Source organism: Chryseobacterium sp. Chry.R1 (assembly GCF_039645525.1).
GTDB lineage: Bacteria > Bacteroidota > Bacteroidia > Flavobacteriales > Weeksellaceae > Chryseobacterium > Chryseobacterium proteolyticum.
Genome location: NZ_CP151793.1, coordinates 2,119,123 through 2,134,383 on the forward strand (window position 1 = coordinate 2,119,123; position 15,261 = coordinate 2,134,383).

A 15,261-nucleotide genomic window follows, 5' to 3' on the forward strand; every position below is an offset into this window, starting at 1 on the left:
AGATCTTATAATAATGGCGAAACCTTTTAATAGAACAGTTACTTTATTTGGAATATATAAACAGCTTATTCCATTTATCAGGCCTTATCGTTTGATGATTTACGGAACTTTATTCCTGACGTTTTTAGGAGCTCTTGCAGCCCAGGTCAATCCTTTGGTTTTGAAGTATACTGTTGACGAGGTAACCCTACTAACACATCTTCCACATCCTATGTCGGAAGGAATTCATGTGTTGGTAGTGATTTCCATAATATTACTGGGAAAAGAACTGTTGAATATTTTTATCAATTTCGGACAGAAATTCTATGGGGAAAAGATCCGGATCAATGTAAGTTCTGTTCTGGCTCAGTCAGCTATTGATAAAATACTGACGTACCGGGTTGCATACTTTAATGACGAAAACCACGAATCAGGAAAATTGCAGATCAGGATCGATCGTGGGATTGAAAGTCTCACCAAGCTTGTTCAGAATTTTTTCATAGATATTTTGCCTCTCTTTTCCAATGCGATCATTGCTTTGATCATCATGTATATGCAAAATGTATATGTTGGCATGGTATCTACCATAATTGTTCCTATTTATTTTTATATAAGTTCATTACAGGCTAAAAAGCTTGGTGGGGTTCGCAGGCAGCTGAGAAACCAGCGTGAGCAAAAGACTTCGGGCCTTCTGAACCTGATCAATTCGATTATGGTGATTAAAAGTTTTGTCCGTGAAAAATTCGAGGGTAAAAAGCAGTATGATCTTCAGATGCAATTAATGGAGAGCCAGATGTTCACCAGAAAAACAAATTTTATTTATGACGGGCTTAAGACTTTTATAGAACAATTTGGGGTTGTACTCATCATTTTGCTCACCGTTTATCTTGTTCTGGACCAGCAGATGACAATTGGTGCAATTATGCTTCATATTATGCTCTTCAATAATGTTTCATCCCCGATACGCCAACTTCACCGTATTTATGATGATATGAATGATGCAATGATTTATGCTGAGGGTTACTTTGATATTTTAAATGCTGACGATGAAAAAGAACCAAACGGGACATTTGTAGAAAGGGAAATTAAGGGAACATTTGAACTTAAAAATATAGACTTTACCTATCCAAACGGAACGAAAGCTTTGCATGATGTTTCTATGAAAATTGAAAATGGAAAAACAACGGCTTTGGTGGGATTAAGTGGTGCCGGTAAATCCACAATTATCAATCTTTTGTGTAAATTTTACCTTCCGGATTCAGGAGATATTCTACTGGATAATGTCAATTTAAATGATTTTGATAACACATTTTTAAGAAATGATATAGGTCTTGTACTTCAAAGAAATCATATTTTTCAGGGAAGTATAGAAGATAATATCCGGTATGGAAATATGAATGCCAGTTTTGATGAAATACGGGAAGCTGCAAAAAAAGCATACCTCCATGAACAGATCCAGGATCTACCGGATCAATATAACCACGATGCTACCCAGCTTTCAGGGGGACAACAACAAAGAATTGCCATTGCGAGATTATTCCTTAAGAATCCGCCAATTATTTTTCTCGATGAGCCTACTGCAAGCCTGGATGCTATTGCAACCGAACAGATTAAAAACTCTTTAGATGCCATTAAAGAAGGAAGAACAGTAATCATTATTTCACATTCTTTGTCTCAGATTCTGGATTCTGATAAAATCTATGTTATGAAAAAGGGAAGAGTGGTTGAAAGTGGAACGCACAATGAACTGGTTCAGGAAAACGGGACTTACCGTGAAATTTTTGAAGCATCTGCCAGAAGTCTGAATCTTGATAAATTGATGAATTCCTTTAAATAGGATTAATACGAAAAAAATGAAGCCTGTAAAAGAAATACAGGCTTCATTCTATTAATGTAAAAGTTTTTTAGTTCTTTTGAGGAACCTGATAAGTGCCTACTTCAGCTCCGAAGGCAATATTTATCCTATTGTAGCTGTTGATCGCGATAATAGCCATGGTAAGATCCACCATTTCTGTTTCAGAAAAATGGTTGCTTACTTCCTGGTATAGGGCATCCGCAATTTCTTTTCCGTTCAGTTCGGTAAGTTTTTCCGCCCATAAGAGACCTGCCTTTTCCTTTTCTGTGTAGAATGGGCATTCTCTCCAGGCACTTACCAAAAATATTCGCTGCTCGGTTTCACCCTTTGCCCTTAATTGTTTTGAATGCATATCCAGGCAAAAAGCACAGCCATTCATCTGTGAAACACGAAAATAAAGAAGTTCCAGAAAGGCATTGTCAAGAGATGAGTTTTCTACATGATATCCCATCGTGTGAAGTGCATTTACAGATTTATTTCCCATAGCAAATGCGTTGATTCTTTGTGACATAATTTTGTTTTTTTTGATTAATTATGTGACAAATGTAGATTGCAATTAATTCAGATTTTTTTACAAATGATAAAAAATCATTTTTGCGCACGGATCCTGCTTAGTGAAACCTGGGTAATGCCAATATAGTCCGCAAGGTCTCCCAGGCTGATACGCTGGATAAGTTCCGGCTTTTGTTTCAGAAAATTATGATATCTCCTCTTGCCATCATCTTCCAGCATTTCACTTATTCTACCCATCATGTTAACAGGTGCTTTTGAATATAGCTTACTGAAAAGGGTTTCTGCAGAATGGTATTTTTTACATAAGTCGTCGACAACAGATTTGCGAATGGAGTATACTTCCACAGGCTCTAGTGCTACAAACATATATTTGGATGGTTTACCGGTAAGAAATCCGCTCAATTCCGTAAAAAAAGAATTTTCAGCAAAAAAAGTCATGATAAAATCTTTATCCCCATTATCAAAGAACAATTTTACCAGTCCTTTTTGCAGGAAATAAAAATGTTTACAGGTTTCATCAGATTTTAATAAAAAATCTCCTTTTCTGTAATTTTTTAATTCTAACTTTGAAATCAGTTCATCAATGACAGCCTGTTCAGGATTTGAAATCCTTTCAATAGTCTGGATGAAATTGGTGTAGCTCATTAGTAATAAAATGTGATTCTTGAATATCTAAATATAGGTAAAATTGTCGGTTTTACTATATCTGGAATTATTGTATAAAAGTTTAGAGTGACCGGATAAAATGAATGACCATTATCTTAAAAAGCTTGACAGGGTAACAGCAATTCTTACTCAACTGCAATCCAAACCTTTGGTAAGGGCTCAGGATCTGGCAGAAAAGTTCGAAGTAAGCATCAGAACGATTTATCGGGATGTAAAAACACTCGAAAATGCGGGGATTCCGATTGTCGGAGAAGCGGGTAGCGGATATTCTTTAATGGACGGATATAAACTTCCTCCTGTCATGTTTACAAAAGAAGAAGTTTTGAGCTTTATTACAGCCGAAAAGCTGATGCAAAAGTTTTCTCACGAGAGTTTGGGCTCTCATTACCGGACGGCTATGGAAAAAGTGCGTTCAGTGTTGAGGCATTCCGATAAAAATTTAATACAGACAGTAGAAAAGCAGGTTGATGTTTTTAATTACCATGCTCAATCAACGGATTCTGTTAAAAATGTGATCCCCCTGATCCTTGAAAGTATTGCAGAAAAAATGCAACTGTCCATAGAATACAGAAGTATGGATTCAAAAGTATCTAACCGGATTATAGAAGCGGTAGGTTTATTTTTTGAATTTAATTATTGGTACATTATGGCTTTTTGTACGTTAAGACAGGATTTCAGACAATTCAGGGTAGACCGGATTCTTCAGGTTTCCAAAACCAGTATTCCTTTTTCAAAAGAGTATGGTGGAATTAATGATTATAGGAAAAATTCCGGTAATGATGTTACCAAAGTAAAATTGCTGGTAGATAAGAAAATAATGGGGCATCTCGTTAATTCTAAAAGATACTATGGTTTAATAGACGAAACTGAAACCGATGAAGGAGTTGTGATGACCTTTGAGACGGAGTGGATCAAAGAGGGATTTCCAAGATGGCTGATTACATTTGCGGATTACGCTGTAGTTTTGGAACCAGAAACACTCAAAACAAAAATTGGTGAGCTGATCACAAATATTTCGACGAAATTACAATAACCAACTGATTAATTATGAAATTTGTATAAAAATGAGCATTAACTACTAAAAGAGAAGATTATTACTTTCTTTAAAAATATTTTGCCGGGTTAAAAAAACAAAAGCTTTCAGAGAATCTGAAAGCTTTTGCATTCACTAAATTTAATAATTTGATAGAAGAAAAATATTTTTAAACACAATTAAAATCTCTCCCAGAAAAACGGAGGTTCAATTCCTAATGATCTTAGATAAACATAACCTTGTCCACGGTGATGGATTTCATTATCGATAAAATATAGGATATTCTGATATACCGGAAATTCATATTGGCCAAACAGATTGAACGTTTCCTGCATACGCTCTTCAGAAATCTGATTAAAATAATGGTTGATTACTTCTGTTTCTTCGTCCCATTTTTTCAGTATTTCTTCTTTTGTTTTAGGGTTGAATCCCTCTTCGTTATAAGCCTCCATGTTTTTTTCATTAATTCCCTTTAATGCCGGCCCTGCAATGCTGATAAGCTCAACTGCCAGTTTAGCAAATGGTCTCATATCTGCTACAGAAAATTCGAATAATTCTTTTTCAGGAAACGCTTCAATTACTCTTCTGGTTAGATTTCTGTGTCCTTGCCAGTGTTCTAATAATTGGTCTGATGTCATAAACTGTTTTGTTGCTGTTGCTGTAGTTGCCATAATATTTTTGTTTAATTTGTTATTGTTGATACAAAGATAAGAGCAGGTTATGACAACAGTTTGTCAGTAGGATTTGGGGCATTAAAAATATTTTTTTCTCCTAAAATATCATTGCGTTTTTTACGTTTAAAAGAGAGATGTACCGGGTATTATTTATAATTTCAGAGAAATGAAGAAGCTAATTTTAGGAATTACAAGTGCTTTGTCACTACTATCATGTAATAAAATCAGTGATAAAATAGATCAGACTGTACAGGAAACAACCGAAACAGTAAAGCAAAGGACCCAGCAGGCAGTGGAAGAGAGGGTGAAAAAGACCGTGAATGAGTCCATCAAGTCCCTGACAAATTCTGAAGATGTTCAATTTAATCAGGTTTTTCCTGGTTCAGGGAAAGCTGTTGTATCCGATGAAAACGGGAAAAAGTTTGTATTTCCCAATGGCACTACAGGATATATTTTTAAGTATAAAGCAGACAAAAAAGATATCATCCCATTTCTGGAGTCTCAACCTACAACGGATGAAACTCGGTCCGATAAGGCAGCCCGAAGGGTAGACGGACAAAACATCGTAGATAAAATAAGTTTTATTGAAAAGTTCCTGCCTGAAAATACAATTGATAAAAGCATTTTAGAAGATATAAAGAATGACAATGGTATCGAGTATTATAAATTAAAGCGGTTTCCCAATAAAAGTACCATTATTTATAATTCTAAAAACAAGACAGTGTTGCAATATGTTGAGGTAGATAAATAATTTGAAGATGGCTGGTTTTTACCGGTCATTTTTTATTAGCAGGATTACAAAACAAGATAAGAAACAAACCCGTAAGTATTGTAAAGCTAATTTTAAAAAAGTAATTTAGTCGTATGAAAATTTATACAAAAACAGGAGATAAAGGCCAAACCGCTCTTTACGGAGGAACAAGAGTTTCCAAGGCCAGCGCCAGAGTAGAAAGTTATGGTAATATCGATGAGTTGAATTCTTTTATTGGCATTGCAAAAAGTCATATTGAAGATGTTGAGGTTTTAAAGCAATTGAAGAAAATTCAGTTTGATTTATTTACCGTGGGCTCTGAAGCAGCAACTCCGGTTGATAAATTAATGCTTGCCAATGGAAAATCCAGGCTTCCGTTGATTATTTCAGAAAATGAGATTGAAGAATTAGAGCATTGGATGGATGATTTTGATACCCAGCTGGATCCTCTTCAATATTTTATACTTCCCGGTGGCGGAAAATCTGCGACATTTCTTCATGCAGCAAGAACAATCTGCAGAAGGGCAGAACGTTCTCTGGTTTTCCTGAATGAAGCTGAAGAGGTTCGTCCTGAATTAATTAAATATCTCAACAGGCTTTCGGATTATCTTTTTGTTCTTGCCCGGTATATTTCAAAACTAAATAACGAACCGGAAGAATACTGGAATCCGAATGAAAGATAAAGCATTACTTTTTATTAACGGAGAACCTCCCAAATCCTTTCCTGACCTATCCGGATATGATTTAATTGCATGTACAGATGGTGCTTTTCATTACTTAAAAGAGAAAAGATTTCCTTTAGATAAATTGGACTTCATTTCCGGTGATTTTGATTCACACACAGGATCTGATGAAGATGTATATCAGGAAAAATTTATTCTCACCCTGGATCAGGATAAAACAGACTTTCATAAAGCTCTGGAAATTATCTTGGATAAGGGATTTCGCGCTATAGATGTTTTTGGGGCCAGTGGTGGAGAGCAGGACCATTTCTTAGGAAACCTTACGGTTGCTTATACTTTTAAAGACAGATTGGAGATAAGATTTTATGATGAATTTTCTGAATATTATTTTATTCCTAAAGATTTTACAGTGCAAAAGGTGAAGAATAGAATGATTTCTTTATATCCTTTCCCTATTGTGGAAAATATAACGACAAAAGGATTGAACTGGCCTCTTACAAATGGTAGCTTAAGCATTACTTCAAGGATCGGAACCCGAAATTTTGCTGTTAAAGATGAAGTATCCGTTCACTATGAATCCGGCGATTTGTTGTTTTTTGTAGGACGCGATGATATAGAATATCCACCAATATATTAAGCTGATGTTTGTTTTTAGAACGATAAGCTGAATACCTTTGAAATTGAGTATTCGGAGAAACTTTTGTATCTTGTATCGACATCGACTTAATTTTTCTAGAATATTGAAGAAATTACTTAAAATACTATTCCTTTTTACTGTGCTATTCTGTGCTTTTTCCTGTAAAACACAGAACTTCACTGCACCCGAGTATGGAAAAAGCCAGGCTGAAAATACGGGAGTGAAAAAAGTACATAATTTCCGGACATTGGAAGAAATGAAAAATGTTGACGGGAGAACATTACGAAAAGGTGTTTTTTACAGGAGCGGGCATCTTAATAAGCTTAATAAAAAATCATTTGACACGATTAAAAAACTGGGAATAGTGGAGGTGATCGATCTCAGAAATGAAAAAGAAATCGGTCTGAAGCCTGATCATCTACCTGCTCAGCTTAGCTATAAAAAATACTCAGCATTTGAAGATCAGGGAGACCAGCTATCACAAGCCAGAAAACTGGTTTTAAAGGGAAAGGTAAATTCTGCCGATGCTGATAAAAGAATGGTTGATTTTTATCGTGAATATGTAACCGAAAATCCGGCAACGATCAAAAAGATTATTAGTGAAATTTTGGATTCAGATCAACCTGTTTTATATCACTGCACGGCAGGGAAAGATAGGACAGGTATTATTACGGCTCTTATTTTGACCATTTTAAAGTTTGATAAAGCAACAATTTATAATGATTATCTGATGTCTAACAACTACAGGGAAGATATGGTTATGAAGCGATTAAAGCTGGCTGGAAACCTGCATTTTCTATATCCTAAAATGGATATCAAAGTATTGGAAAAGCTCAGCTGGGTAGAGAGAAATTATCTGGATTCCGCATTTAATGAAATTGATAAGAAATACGGCTCTGTAGATGTATATATTCAACAAGTGTTGGAGATTTCTGATGATAAAAGACAATTCTATATTCGTAAGTTTACATATTAATAAACGGTGAATTAGCGGGTGCTGATTTCGATAGAGCCTTTCATGAAGATCAAATAAAATTATAATAATTTTAACATCAAAAAATCAAACTTTTTTAGCAATTTTGCATTCTTAATTCACTTGCTAAAAAATGAAAATAAAATACTCGGAACTTATTGATCAGACGTTATATTTTCCAACAGAAGAATTTAACGTTTCTGAAAACAATTTGTTGTTTCACGATATTCCTTTGATGGATGTTGTTGAAAAGTTTGGAACTCCTTTAAAGGTTAGTTACCTCCCGAAGATTTCTCAGAATATTCAGAAAGCAAAAGGCTGGTTCAAGGAGGCTTTTGAGAAAATCGAATATAAGAAAAATTACAGATATTGTTACTGTACGAAATCCAGTCATTTTAATTTTGTTATTGAAGAAGCTCTGAAGAATGATATTTCTATTGAAACATCTTCCGCTTATGATATGGATATTGTAAGGTCTCTTTACAAAAAAGGTAAAGTAGATAAAAATATTGAAGTAATCTGTAATGGATTCAAAACAGATGATTATCTGGCAAAAATTTCGGAGATGATTAATAATGGTTTTGAAAATATTACTCCGATCCTTGATAATTACAGGGAACTAGACAAACTTACAGAGAGTATCGATACTACTTTTGATATAGGGATCAGAATTGCTTCCGAGGAAGAACCGAAATTCGAATTTTATACATCCAGATTAGGAATAGGATATAAAGACATTATTCCTTATTACAGTCAGAAAATTGCTGAACACCCGAATGCGCGATTGAAAATGCTTCACTTTTTCATCAATACAGGGATCAAAGATACTGCGTATTACTGGAATGAATTATATAAATGTCTTCGTGTATATGCACGTTTGAAGAAAATTGCTCCGGAGGTGGATTCTTTGAACATCGGAGGAGGTTTCCCGATTAAGACTTCTTTGAACTTTGATTACGATTACCAGTATATGGTTGAAGAAATCGTTTCCCAGATTAAAAAATTCTGTGAAGAAGAAGGAGTAGAGGAACCGAATATTTATACTGAATTTGGAAGTTTCACGGTAGGAGAAAGTGGAGCTAACCTCTATAAAATTATTTCGCAAAAACGTCAGAACGACAGAGAAAAGTGGAACATGATCGATTCTTCATTCATGACGACACTTCCTGATACATGGGCGATTTCAAGACACTTTATCATGCTTCCTCTGAATCGTTGGGAAGATACTTATGAAAGAGTATTTCTGGGAGGCTTAACGTGTGATTCGGATGATTATTATAATTCCGAACAGCATACCAATGCAATCTACCTGCCTGTTTTCAGTGATACAAAACCCTTATATATTGGTTTCTTCCATACAGGAGCTTATCAGGAAACGATTGGAGGATACGGAGGAGTGCATCATTGCTTAATGCCTCAGCCAAGACATATTCTGATTCAGAAAGATGAAAACGGAGAGTTTCAATATGAAATATTCCGTGAAAGACAGGAGCCGGAAGATGTTTTAAAACTTTTGGGATACTAACGCTCCTCTTGGAGACGGATCAGTATAAAAAAAGGTTCTCGATCGAGAACCTTTTTTTATCTAAAATAATCTGAGATTTTATCTAATTCCAGTTCAGTATAATCTGAGATGGTAATGTTAGCCAGGGAATAATCCTGATTATGGGAATGTTCACTTTTATAGGCGGCACAGAAAATGTTAGCATTATGAGCGGCCAGAATTCCATTGGTAGAATCTTCAATTACCAGGCAGTTTTCTATCGGCTGTTCAGCCAGCTGGGCTGCCAAAAGAAAAACTTCAGGATGAGGTTTTGATTCTTTTAACTCAGCACCACTGATTTTCCCGTTGAAATATTTTTCAAGTCCGAATTTTTCAAAAACCATATTGATGGTTACCATGCTTGCGGAAGAGGCCACAATGAGCTGAATATTATTTTCATAGTAATGTTCTATCAGTTTTCTCACCCCGGGAATAAGGTCAAAATCGGCATCATTATAGAAGTAATCTTTAAAATAATCCCTTTTTATATTGGTCAACTCCTGATAAGTATGGTTAAGCCCGAATATCTGAATTAATGTTTCGCAGACTTTTTTGGTGGAAGCTCCGGTAAATGAAGTGTAAAGTTCTTCAGATACCTGAATTTTAAGATCTTCGAACATCTTGAAGTAAGCTTTTCTATGCAATGGTTCTGTATCTACAATTACCCCATCCATATCAAAAAGCACCGCTTTTAAGGACATATTTGATTTTTTTTGCAAAGGTAGTGAATTTTAGAGGAGATGTAAGAAGTTAGAATTTTATAGAGGCTGTGAGTTTGTTGATACCTTTAAAAACTTCCCTTCTCTTGCTTCCGGCTTCCAACTTCTTTGTATCTTTGCGGGAAGTATTTCAAATTTTAAATCATTTAATTTTTAAATAAAAACATGAAAACATACGCGGGAATTCCTGAAGAAAATGCGTCATTAGAAAACTCAAAAGTAATGTTGGTTACCGTTCCTTACGACGGAACCTCAACATGGGGTAAAGGAGCGGATAAAGGTCCTGAATTATTCCTTAATGCTTCTGAAAACATGGAGCTTTATGACATAGAGACAGGAACCGAGCCTTACCTTGATGGTGTTTATCTTGCCGGAGAAGTATCTGAAAATGCTACACCTGAAGCGATGACCGAGGCCGTTTATCAAAAAACAAAAGAGCTTTTGCAGAATGAAGGAAAGTTGTTTACCCTTTTTGGTGGTGAACACTCTGTTTCTATTGGTTCGATCCGTGCAGTAGGTGAGAAATATGATAATTTAACAGTATTACAACTGGATGCTCACACGGATTTACGTCCTGAATTCCATGGTTCTACTTCCAATCATGCATGTGCTGTTTTTGAAGCTAATCAGAAGCACAACCTGGTTCAGGTGGGTATCCGTTCAATGGATGTTGAAGAATACCAGTATTTACCTGAAGGAAGAGTGTTTTTTGCACATGAAATTGCTGTAAACGATAACTGGATCAATGATGTTTTAGAAAAAGTTTCCGGAAATGTATATATTACAATCGATCTGGATGCTTTTGACCCATCTATCTGTCCATCTACTGGAACACCAGAACCCGGAGGTCTGCAATGGTATCCAACGTTGGAATTATTAAGAAAAGTATTTGAAAAATGTAATGTTGTGGCTTTTGATATTGTGGAATTGATGGATTCTCCGATGGCTAAGCCAAGCGCCTTCCTTGCCGCTAAACTATATTACAAAATGTTAGCTTATTATCACATCAGCCAGGATTAAAATTCCACAAGAATCGGATTTTTTCTGCGGGATTTTCTTTGGAAATTTGTGAGATAAAATACAAAGATATGTCTACACAAAGTCAAATAGATTACAACAGAATCGCTAAAGCGATAGAGTATATCCAAAGTAATTTTAAACTTCAGCCGAGTCTGGAAGAAGTAGCAGAAAAAGTGCATCTTAGTCCTAAAAAATTTTTACAGTTCATCAGTATAGAACATGCCAAAAGTCTTTTGAAAGAAGAGAAATTGAGCGTATTTGATGCTGCTTATGAGACCGGGCTTTCCAGTACAAGCAGGCTTCATGACTTATTTGTAAAAATAGAGGGAATGTCTCCGGCTGAGTTTAAAAATGGCGGAAAAAGTCTGATAATTAACCATAGTTTTTCAGAAAGTCCATTTGGGAACATTCTGGTAGCTTCTACCGAAAAAGGAATTTGCCATCTGGCCTTTGAAAATAATCAAGAAATGGCATTAGGAAATCTGAAAGCCCAGTTTCCTAATGCTTCCTTTTATGAGAAGCAGGATCAGTTTCAAAAAGATGCCTTGTCTATTTTCGGTAAAGACTGGAACAAGTTAAATACCGTAAAACTTCACCTTAAGGGCACTGATTTTCAGTTAAAAGTCTGGGAAAGCCTTCTGACAATTCCTATGGGAAAACTGTCTACTTATGGTAATCTGGCCGGGAAAATAGGCAATCCTAAAGCTTCCAGAGCAGTAGGAACAGCTATTGGAAGTAATCCTGTAGCCTTTCTTATTCCTTGTCACAGGGTCATTCAATCGTCAGGGAACATGGGCGGTTACCGTTGGGGGAAAGACAGAAAACAACTTATTATCGGTTGGGAAAGTTCACGCACTTCCAATGCAATAGATTCAATCTAGAAATCAAAGGATACAATCATGATCAAACATAAAATCTTATCTGCTTATGAGGAGATCGCTGAGAAATATAATGAGCTGATCGATCACAAACCACATAATGCCTATTATGACAGACCGAATACATTGGAGCTTATTCCTGAGGTAAAGGGTAAATTTATCCTTGATGCGGCTTGTGGTCCGGGGAAATATGCTGAAATCCTAATATCTGAGGGAGCGACAGTAAAAGGTTTTGATATCAGTCAGAAAATGGTCATGCTGACACGTGAAAGAAATAATAATGAAAAAGATTTTTTCGTCCATGATTTATCTTCACCCCTTGAAATGTTTGAAGATCGAAGCTTTGATACTATTATTTGTGCATTAGCGCTTCATTATATAGAGGATTGGAATTTTACCATTCAAGAATTTTGCAGGATTTTGAAACCTGATGGTAGTCTTATTATATCGATTGAGCATCCATTTTTTGAATACAATTACTTTCATTCAGAAAAATATTTCGAAATTGAACATGTAAATTGTATATGGAACGGATTCGGGAAACCTGTTGAAATTAACAGCTTCAGAAGACCTCTTAGTGAATGCATCACTCCGCTTACAGACAATGGTTTTTATATTGATAAACTGGTTGAACCAAAACCTACAAAAGAATTTGAAAAACTGGATCCGAAACATTTTAAAGAACTAAATGAGTTTCCGGCTTTCATGTGTATCCGTGCTATAAAAAAATAGGAATGAGTTTATTTGAAGAAATATATGATTTTCCGGTCAATATCCTTCCCAAAGACGGAACGGTTAATTATTACGGAACCATTTTCTCTAAAGAAAAATCCGATTTCTATTATAACTATCTTTTGAATCAGATTCCCTGGGAAAATGACGAAGCCATTATTTTCGGTAAACTTATTCTAACCAAAAGAAAAGTGGCGTGGTTCGGGGAAAAAGCATTTGAATATACCTATTCCAACAGAACCAAGTATGCGACGCTATGGACGCCTGAGCTATTGGAATTAAAGAAAAAGTGTGAGGAAATATCAGGAGAAACCTATAACTCATGTCTTCTCAATTTATATCATGACGGCAGTGAAGGGATGGCTTATCATAGTGATAGTGAAAAAGACCTGAAAAAGCATGGTGCCATTGCATCGGTAACCTTTGGAGCGGAACGGAAATTTTTGTTTAAACACAAACAAACCAAAGAGAAAGTGGAGATTTTCTTACAAAACGGAAGCCTATTGGTAATGAAAGGAATAACACAGGATAACTGGCTCCACAGGCTTCCCCCAACTACAAAGGTAAAAACTCCAAGAATAAACCTTACATTCAGAACGATTGAAGAATAAAAAAAGGTGGCTGAGATTTTCGAAGCCACCTTTTTGTTTATAAACAATGGTCTTTATTATAAAACCATACTACAAGTATTAGAAGAGAAGTGACTAAAGTTCCTGAAGTCACCCGATTTTTTTATTTTATCACCTCAGCTTCAATTGAGCTGTCATTATAAATTCTTATGAATGCTTTGGTATAATCTTCTTTAGAAGCCATGTTCGGATTATCCATGAATTTCTGTGGATTTACAGAAAAGAGCGGGAACCATGTACTGCTGATCTGGATCTGGATTTTATGTCCCTTTTTAAACGTATGAACCACATCCTGAAGTCTGAATTGAACCGCTGTTTTCTGACCAGGAACTAAAGCTTCGGCTTTTTCCCTTGAGTTTCTGAATCTCGCAGGCATAATTTCACTTCTTACCATCTGGTGATAATTACCATACACAACACCGTCTTTTTTCTCAACAGGTTTGAAATCCTCTGGATATACATCAATGAGTTTTACAGCGAAATCAGCATCCGTGGAAGTAGAGGCGATGTTTAATTTTGCCATAATCTCTCCCGCGAAAGTCATGTCTTCTGATAAAGCATCTGTTGTAAAAGTAACAACATCGGGTCTTCCTTCCGCAAACCTTTGATCTTCCGACATATAATTTCTGGGAGTAAATCCATTAAAATCCTTTAAGCTTGTTGAGCTTAATACCGGATTATTCGGGTCGCTATAATATTCTGAAAAACCTTGTTGAGAAGTACTTTTTAATGTTCCGTCAGCCAGGTAGAAATTAACTTTTTTAGCATCTTTTGGAGGATAAGATGCAAATTCTTTCCACTGTTTTGCTCCTGTATCATACATCATAGCTTCAGGAAGTCCCGCATCTTCTTTGGTATTTCCTTTCAGGTAGTGATTAAAAAATCTTGTCTCGATGTTCTTCTGGTAATAGGTAGCGAGGCTGTCTCCGAAATAAATTTCATTATGAAAATGTTTTCCCATTTCCTGTGACCATCCGCCATGAGAAAAAGGTCCCATAACAATGGTGTTTTTTGCTTTCGGGCTGGATTTTTCTATCGCTTTATAAATATTCAAAGGACCGGATAAATCTTCAGCATCAAACCATCCTCCAACGGTCATTACTGCATGCTTTACATTTTTAAGATGAGGTAAAAGGCTTCTTTTCTGCCAGTACTCATCATAATTAGGATGGTTCATTATTTCGGTCATGAAGAAGTTGTTCTTATAGTATTTGTCATAGCCGTCCTTTAAGGTTCCCATTTCCCTGTAGAATTTCAGTCCGTCTTCTGATGTCTGCTTTACAAAAGTATCCATGTACCATGCCTGTTTTTCAGCTTTGGTCTTCTGAACCCCAAAAACAGGGAAGGTTCTGAAGTATCCCAGCATAAATTTTCCGTTGTGAAGAAAATCGTCATTCCAGAAATCAGAAATAGGTGCCTGAGGTGATGATGCAACCAGTGCCGGATGATCCGCTAAAATCCCTACAGCTGTATAAAAACCAGGATAAGAAGTTCCAAATTGACCTACTTTTCCATTGTTGTTTTTGACGTTTTTCAATAGCCATTCTATCGTATCATAGGTATCCGTACTTTCATCGACATCTTTTTTCGATTGACGTTCTACCTGAGGCGTCATGTTCGTGAAAGTTCCCTCACTCATATATCTTCCGCGGACATCCTGGTACACAAAAATATATTTATCCTTCATCAGGTACTGATTTGGGCCTACTTTAGTTTTATATTCATTCTCACCATAAGGTGCAATGCTGTAGCAGGTTCTCTGCATCAGAAACGGATATTTGTTTTTATTGGTTATATCTTTAGGAATATATACTGCTGTAAAAAGTTTAACACCATCACGCATGGGAATATAAAATTCTTGTTTGGTAAAATTATCTTTCACAAAATTGTCCTTTTGTGATGCATTTTGTGCATTACCCAAAATGAAAATGAAAATAAATAAAATGGAAATATGGGTTTTCATAAATAAAATTTGA

Annotated in this window: 16 protein-coding genes; 11 read left to right on the forward strand and 5 right to left on the reverse strand. The window is 35.8% G+C overall.

The genetic code is table 11. The features are described 5' to 3' along the window. Positions 1-13: 13 nt before the first annotated feature. The gene (locus AAEU33_RS09790; protein WP_345992357.1) at positions 14-1,816 is read left to right on the forward strand and encodes an ABC transporter ATP-binding protein; all 1,803 of its coding nucleotides are present in this window, start codon (positions 14-16) and stop codon (positions 1,814-1,816) included. Between the two features lie 67 nt (positions 1,817-1,883). Here the strand turns inward: AAEU33_RS09790 and AAEU33_RS09795 are convergent, their stop codons facing one another. Together AAEU33_RS09795 and AAEU33_RS09800 are read right to left on the reverse strand one after the other, a co-directional pair. Then, positions 1,884-2,345 (reverse strand): carboxymuconolactone decarboxylase family protein, encoded by a 462-nt coding sequence (locus AAEU33_RS09795; RefSeq protein WP_345992359.1) that lies wholly within the window; start codon positions 2,343-2,345, stop codon positions 1,884-1,886. Between the two features lie 77 nt (positions 2,346-2,422). Continuing rightward, positions 2,423-2,992, reverse strand: coding sequence for a Crp/Fnr family transcriptional regulator (locus tag AAEU33_RS09800; RefSeq protein ID WP_273649021.1), 570 nt, complete (start codon positions 2,990-2,992; stop codon positions 2,423-2,425). A 100-nt stretch (positions 2,993-3,092) separates the two neighbouring features. Between AAEU33_RS09800 and AAEU33_RS09805 the strand changes: the two genes are divergently transcribed. Further along, complete coding sequence (locus tag AAEU33_RS09805) at positions 3,093-4,046, forward strand: YafY family protein (protein ID WP_345992361.1); 954 nt, start codon at positions 3,093-3,095, stop codon at positions 4,044-4,046. A 179-nt stretch (positions 4,047-4,225) separates the two neighbouring features. Here AAEU33_RS09805 and AAEU33_RS09810 read toward each other — a convergent pair whose 3' ends face one another. After that, positions 4,226-4,717 (reverse strand): DinB family protein, encoded by a 492-nt coding sequence (locus AAEU33_RS09810; protein WP_345992363.1) that lies wholly within the window; start codon positions 4,715-4,717, stop codon positions 4,226-4,228. A 169-nt stretch (positions 4,718-4,886) separates the two neighbouring features. Here AAEU33_RS09810 and AAEU33_RS09815 point away from each other — a divergent pair, with 169 nt between their 5' ends. The 5 genes from AAEU33_RS09815 to AAEU33_RS09835 all read left to right on the forward strand — a co-directional run bounded on the left by AAEU33_RS09815 (position 4,887) and on the right by AAEU33_RS09835 (position 9,289). Further along, on the forward strand, positions 4,887-5,471 hold the full coding sequence (locus AAEU33_RS09815) for a hypothetical protein (protein WP_273649013.1): 585 nt from the start codon (positions 4,887-4,889) through the stop codon (positions 5,469-5,471). A 113-nt stretch (positions 5,472-5,584) separates the two neighbouring features. Continuing rightward, complete coding sequence (locus AAEU33_RS09820) at positions 5,585-6,154, forward strand: cob(I)yrinic acid a,c-diamide adenosyltransferase (RefSeq protein WP_273649011.1); 570 nt, start codon at positions 5,585-5,587, stop codon at positions 6,152-6,154. Continuing rightward, positions 6,144-6,791 (forward strand): thiamine diphosphokinase, encoded by a 648-nt coding sequence (locus AAEU33_RS09825; RefSeq protein ID WP_345992365.1) that lies wholly within the window; start codon positions 6,144-6,146, stop codon positions 6,789-6,791. Before AAEU33_RS09820 ends, AAEU33_RS09825 begins: the two co-directional genes overlap by 11 nt. A gap of 103 nt (positions 6,792-6,894) precedes the next feature. Next, a complete protein-coding gene (locus AAEU33_RS09830; protein ID WP_345992367.1) occupies positions 6,895-7,767 on the forward strand; it encodes a tyrosine-protein phosphatase in 873 nt (290 codons plus the stop codon). Between the two features lie 130 nt (positions 7,768-7,897). Further along, positions 7,898-9,289: an arginine decarboxylase gene (locus tag AAEU33_RS09835; protein ID WP_172279933.1), complete on the forward strand. Its 1,392-nt coding sequence runs from the start codon at positions 7,898-7,900 to the stop codon at positions 9,287-9,289. 56 nt (positions 9,290-9,345) lie between these two features. Here the strand turns inward: AAEU33_RS09835 and AAEU33_RS09840 are convergent, their stop codons facing one another. Next, the gene (locus tag AAEU33_RS09840; RefSeq protein ID WP_345992369.1) at positions 9,346-10,008 is read right to left on the reverse strand and encodes an HAD family phosphatase; all 663 of its coding nucleotides are present in this window, start codon (positions 10,006-10,008) and stop codon (positions 9,346-9,348) included. A gap of 183 nt (positions 10,009-10,191) precedes the next feature. Here AAEU33_RS09840 and speB point away from each other — a divergent pair, with 183 nt between their 5' ends. The 4 genes from speB (at position 10,192) to AAEU33_RS09860 (ending at position 13,267) form a co-directional block, all read left to right on the forward strand. Next, positions 10,192-11,046, forward strand: coding sequence for an agmatinase (speB, locus tag AAEU33_RS09845; RefSeq protein ID WP_172279929.1), 855 nt, complete (start codon positions 10,192-10,194; stop codon positions 11,044-11,046). Positions 11,047-11,114: 68 nt separating this feature from the next. After that, entirely contained in the window at positions 11,115-11,927 is an 813-nt protein-coding gene (locus AAEU33_RS09850) for a bifunctional helix-turn-helix domain-containing protein/methylated-DNA--[protein]-cysteine S-methyltransferase (protein ID WP_345992371.1), read from the forward strand. Between the two features lie 18 nt (positions 11,928-11,945). Beyond that, a complete protein-coding gene (locus AAEU33_RS09855; protein WP_345992372.1) occupies positions 11,946-12,656 on the forward strand; it encodes a class I SAM-dependent methyltransferase in 711 nt (236 codons plus the stop codon). A gap of 2 nt (positions 12,657-12,658) precedes the next feature. Then, complete coding sequence (locus tag AAEU33_RS09860; RefSeq protein ID WP_273649002.1) at positions 12,659-13,267, forward strand: alpha-ketoglutarate-dependent dioxygenase AlkB; 609 nt, start codon at positions 12,659-12,661, stop codon at positions 13,265-13,267. Between the two features lie 121 nt (positions 13,268-13,388). On the opposite strand, the gene AAEU33_RS09865 is transcribed toward AAEU33_RS09860, so the two are convergent. Further along, on the reverse strand, positions 13,389-15,248 hold the full coding sequence (locus AAEU33_RS09865) for a CocE/NonD family hydrolase (protein WP_345992374.1): 1,860 nt from the start codon (positions 15,246-15,248) through the stop codon (positions 13,389-13,391). Between the last annotated feature and the right edge of the window lie 13 nt (positions 15,249-15,261).

Excerpts from the sequence above, each read along its gene's own strand:
- AAEU33_RS09855 (WP_345992372.1), top strand. The coding sequence starts at position 11,946 with ATGATCAAACATAAAATCTTATCTGCTTATGAGGAGATCGCTGAGAAA.
- AAEU33_RS09835 (WP_172279933.1), top strand. The coding sequence starts at position 7,898 with ATGAAAATAAAATACTCGGAACTTATTGATCAGACGTTATATTTTCCA.
- AAEU33_RS09800 (WP_273649021.1), bottom strand. The coding sequence starts at position 2,992 with ATGAGCTACACCAATTTCATCCAGACTATTGAAAGGATTTCAAATCCT.
- AAEU33_RS09865 (WP_345992374.1), bottom strand. The coding sequence starts at position 15,248 with ATGAAAACCCATATTTCCATTTTATTTATTTTCATTTTCATTTTGGGT.
- AAEU33_RS09850 (WP_345992371.1), top strand. The coding sequence starts at position 11,115 with ATGTCTACACAAAGTCAAATAGATTACAACAGAATCGCTAAAGCGATA.
- AAEU33_RS09815 (WP_273649013.1), top strand. The coding sequence starts at position 4,887 with ATGAAGAAGCTAATTTTAGGAATTACAAGTGCTTTGTCACTACTATCA.
- AAEU33_RS09790 (WP_345992357.1), top strand. The coding sequence starts at position 14 with ATGGCGAAACCTTTTAATAGAACAGTTACTTTATTTGGAATATATAAA.
- AAEU33_RS09840 (WP_345992369.1), bottom strand. The coding sequence starts at position 10,008 with ATGTCCTTAAAAGCGGTGCTTTTTGATATGGATGGGGTAATTGTAGAT.
- speB (WP_172279929.1), top strand. The coding sequence starts at position 10,192 with ATGAAAACATACGCGGGAATTCCTGAAGAAAATGCGTCATTAGAAAAC.
- AAEU33_RS09825 (WP_345992365.1), top strand. The coding sequence starts at position 6,144 with ATGAAAGATAAAGCATTACTTTTTATTAACGGAGAACCTCCCAAATCC.
- AAEU33_RS09795 (WP_345992359.1), bottom strand. The coding sequence starts at position 2,345 with ATGTCACAAAGAATCAACGCATTTGCTATGGGAAATAAATCTGTAAAT.
- AAEU33_RS09810 (WP_345992363.1), bottom strand. The coding sequence starts at position 4,717 with ATGGCAACTACAGCAACAGCAACAAAACAGTTTATGACATCAGACCAA.
- AAEU33_RS09820 (WP_273649011.1), top strand. The coding sequence starts at position 5,585 with ATGAAAATTTATACAAAAACAGGAGATAAAGGCCAAACCGCTCTTTAC.
- AAEU33_RS09805 (WP_345992361.1), top strand. The coding sequence starts at position 3,093 with ATGAATGACCATTATCTTAAAAAGCTTGACAGGGTAACAGCAATTCTT.
- AAEU33_RS09860 (WP_273649002.1), top strand. The coding sequence starts at position 12,659 with ATGAGTTTATTTGAAGAAATATATGATTTTCCGGTCAATATCCTTCCC.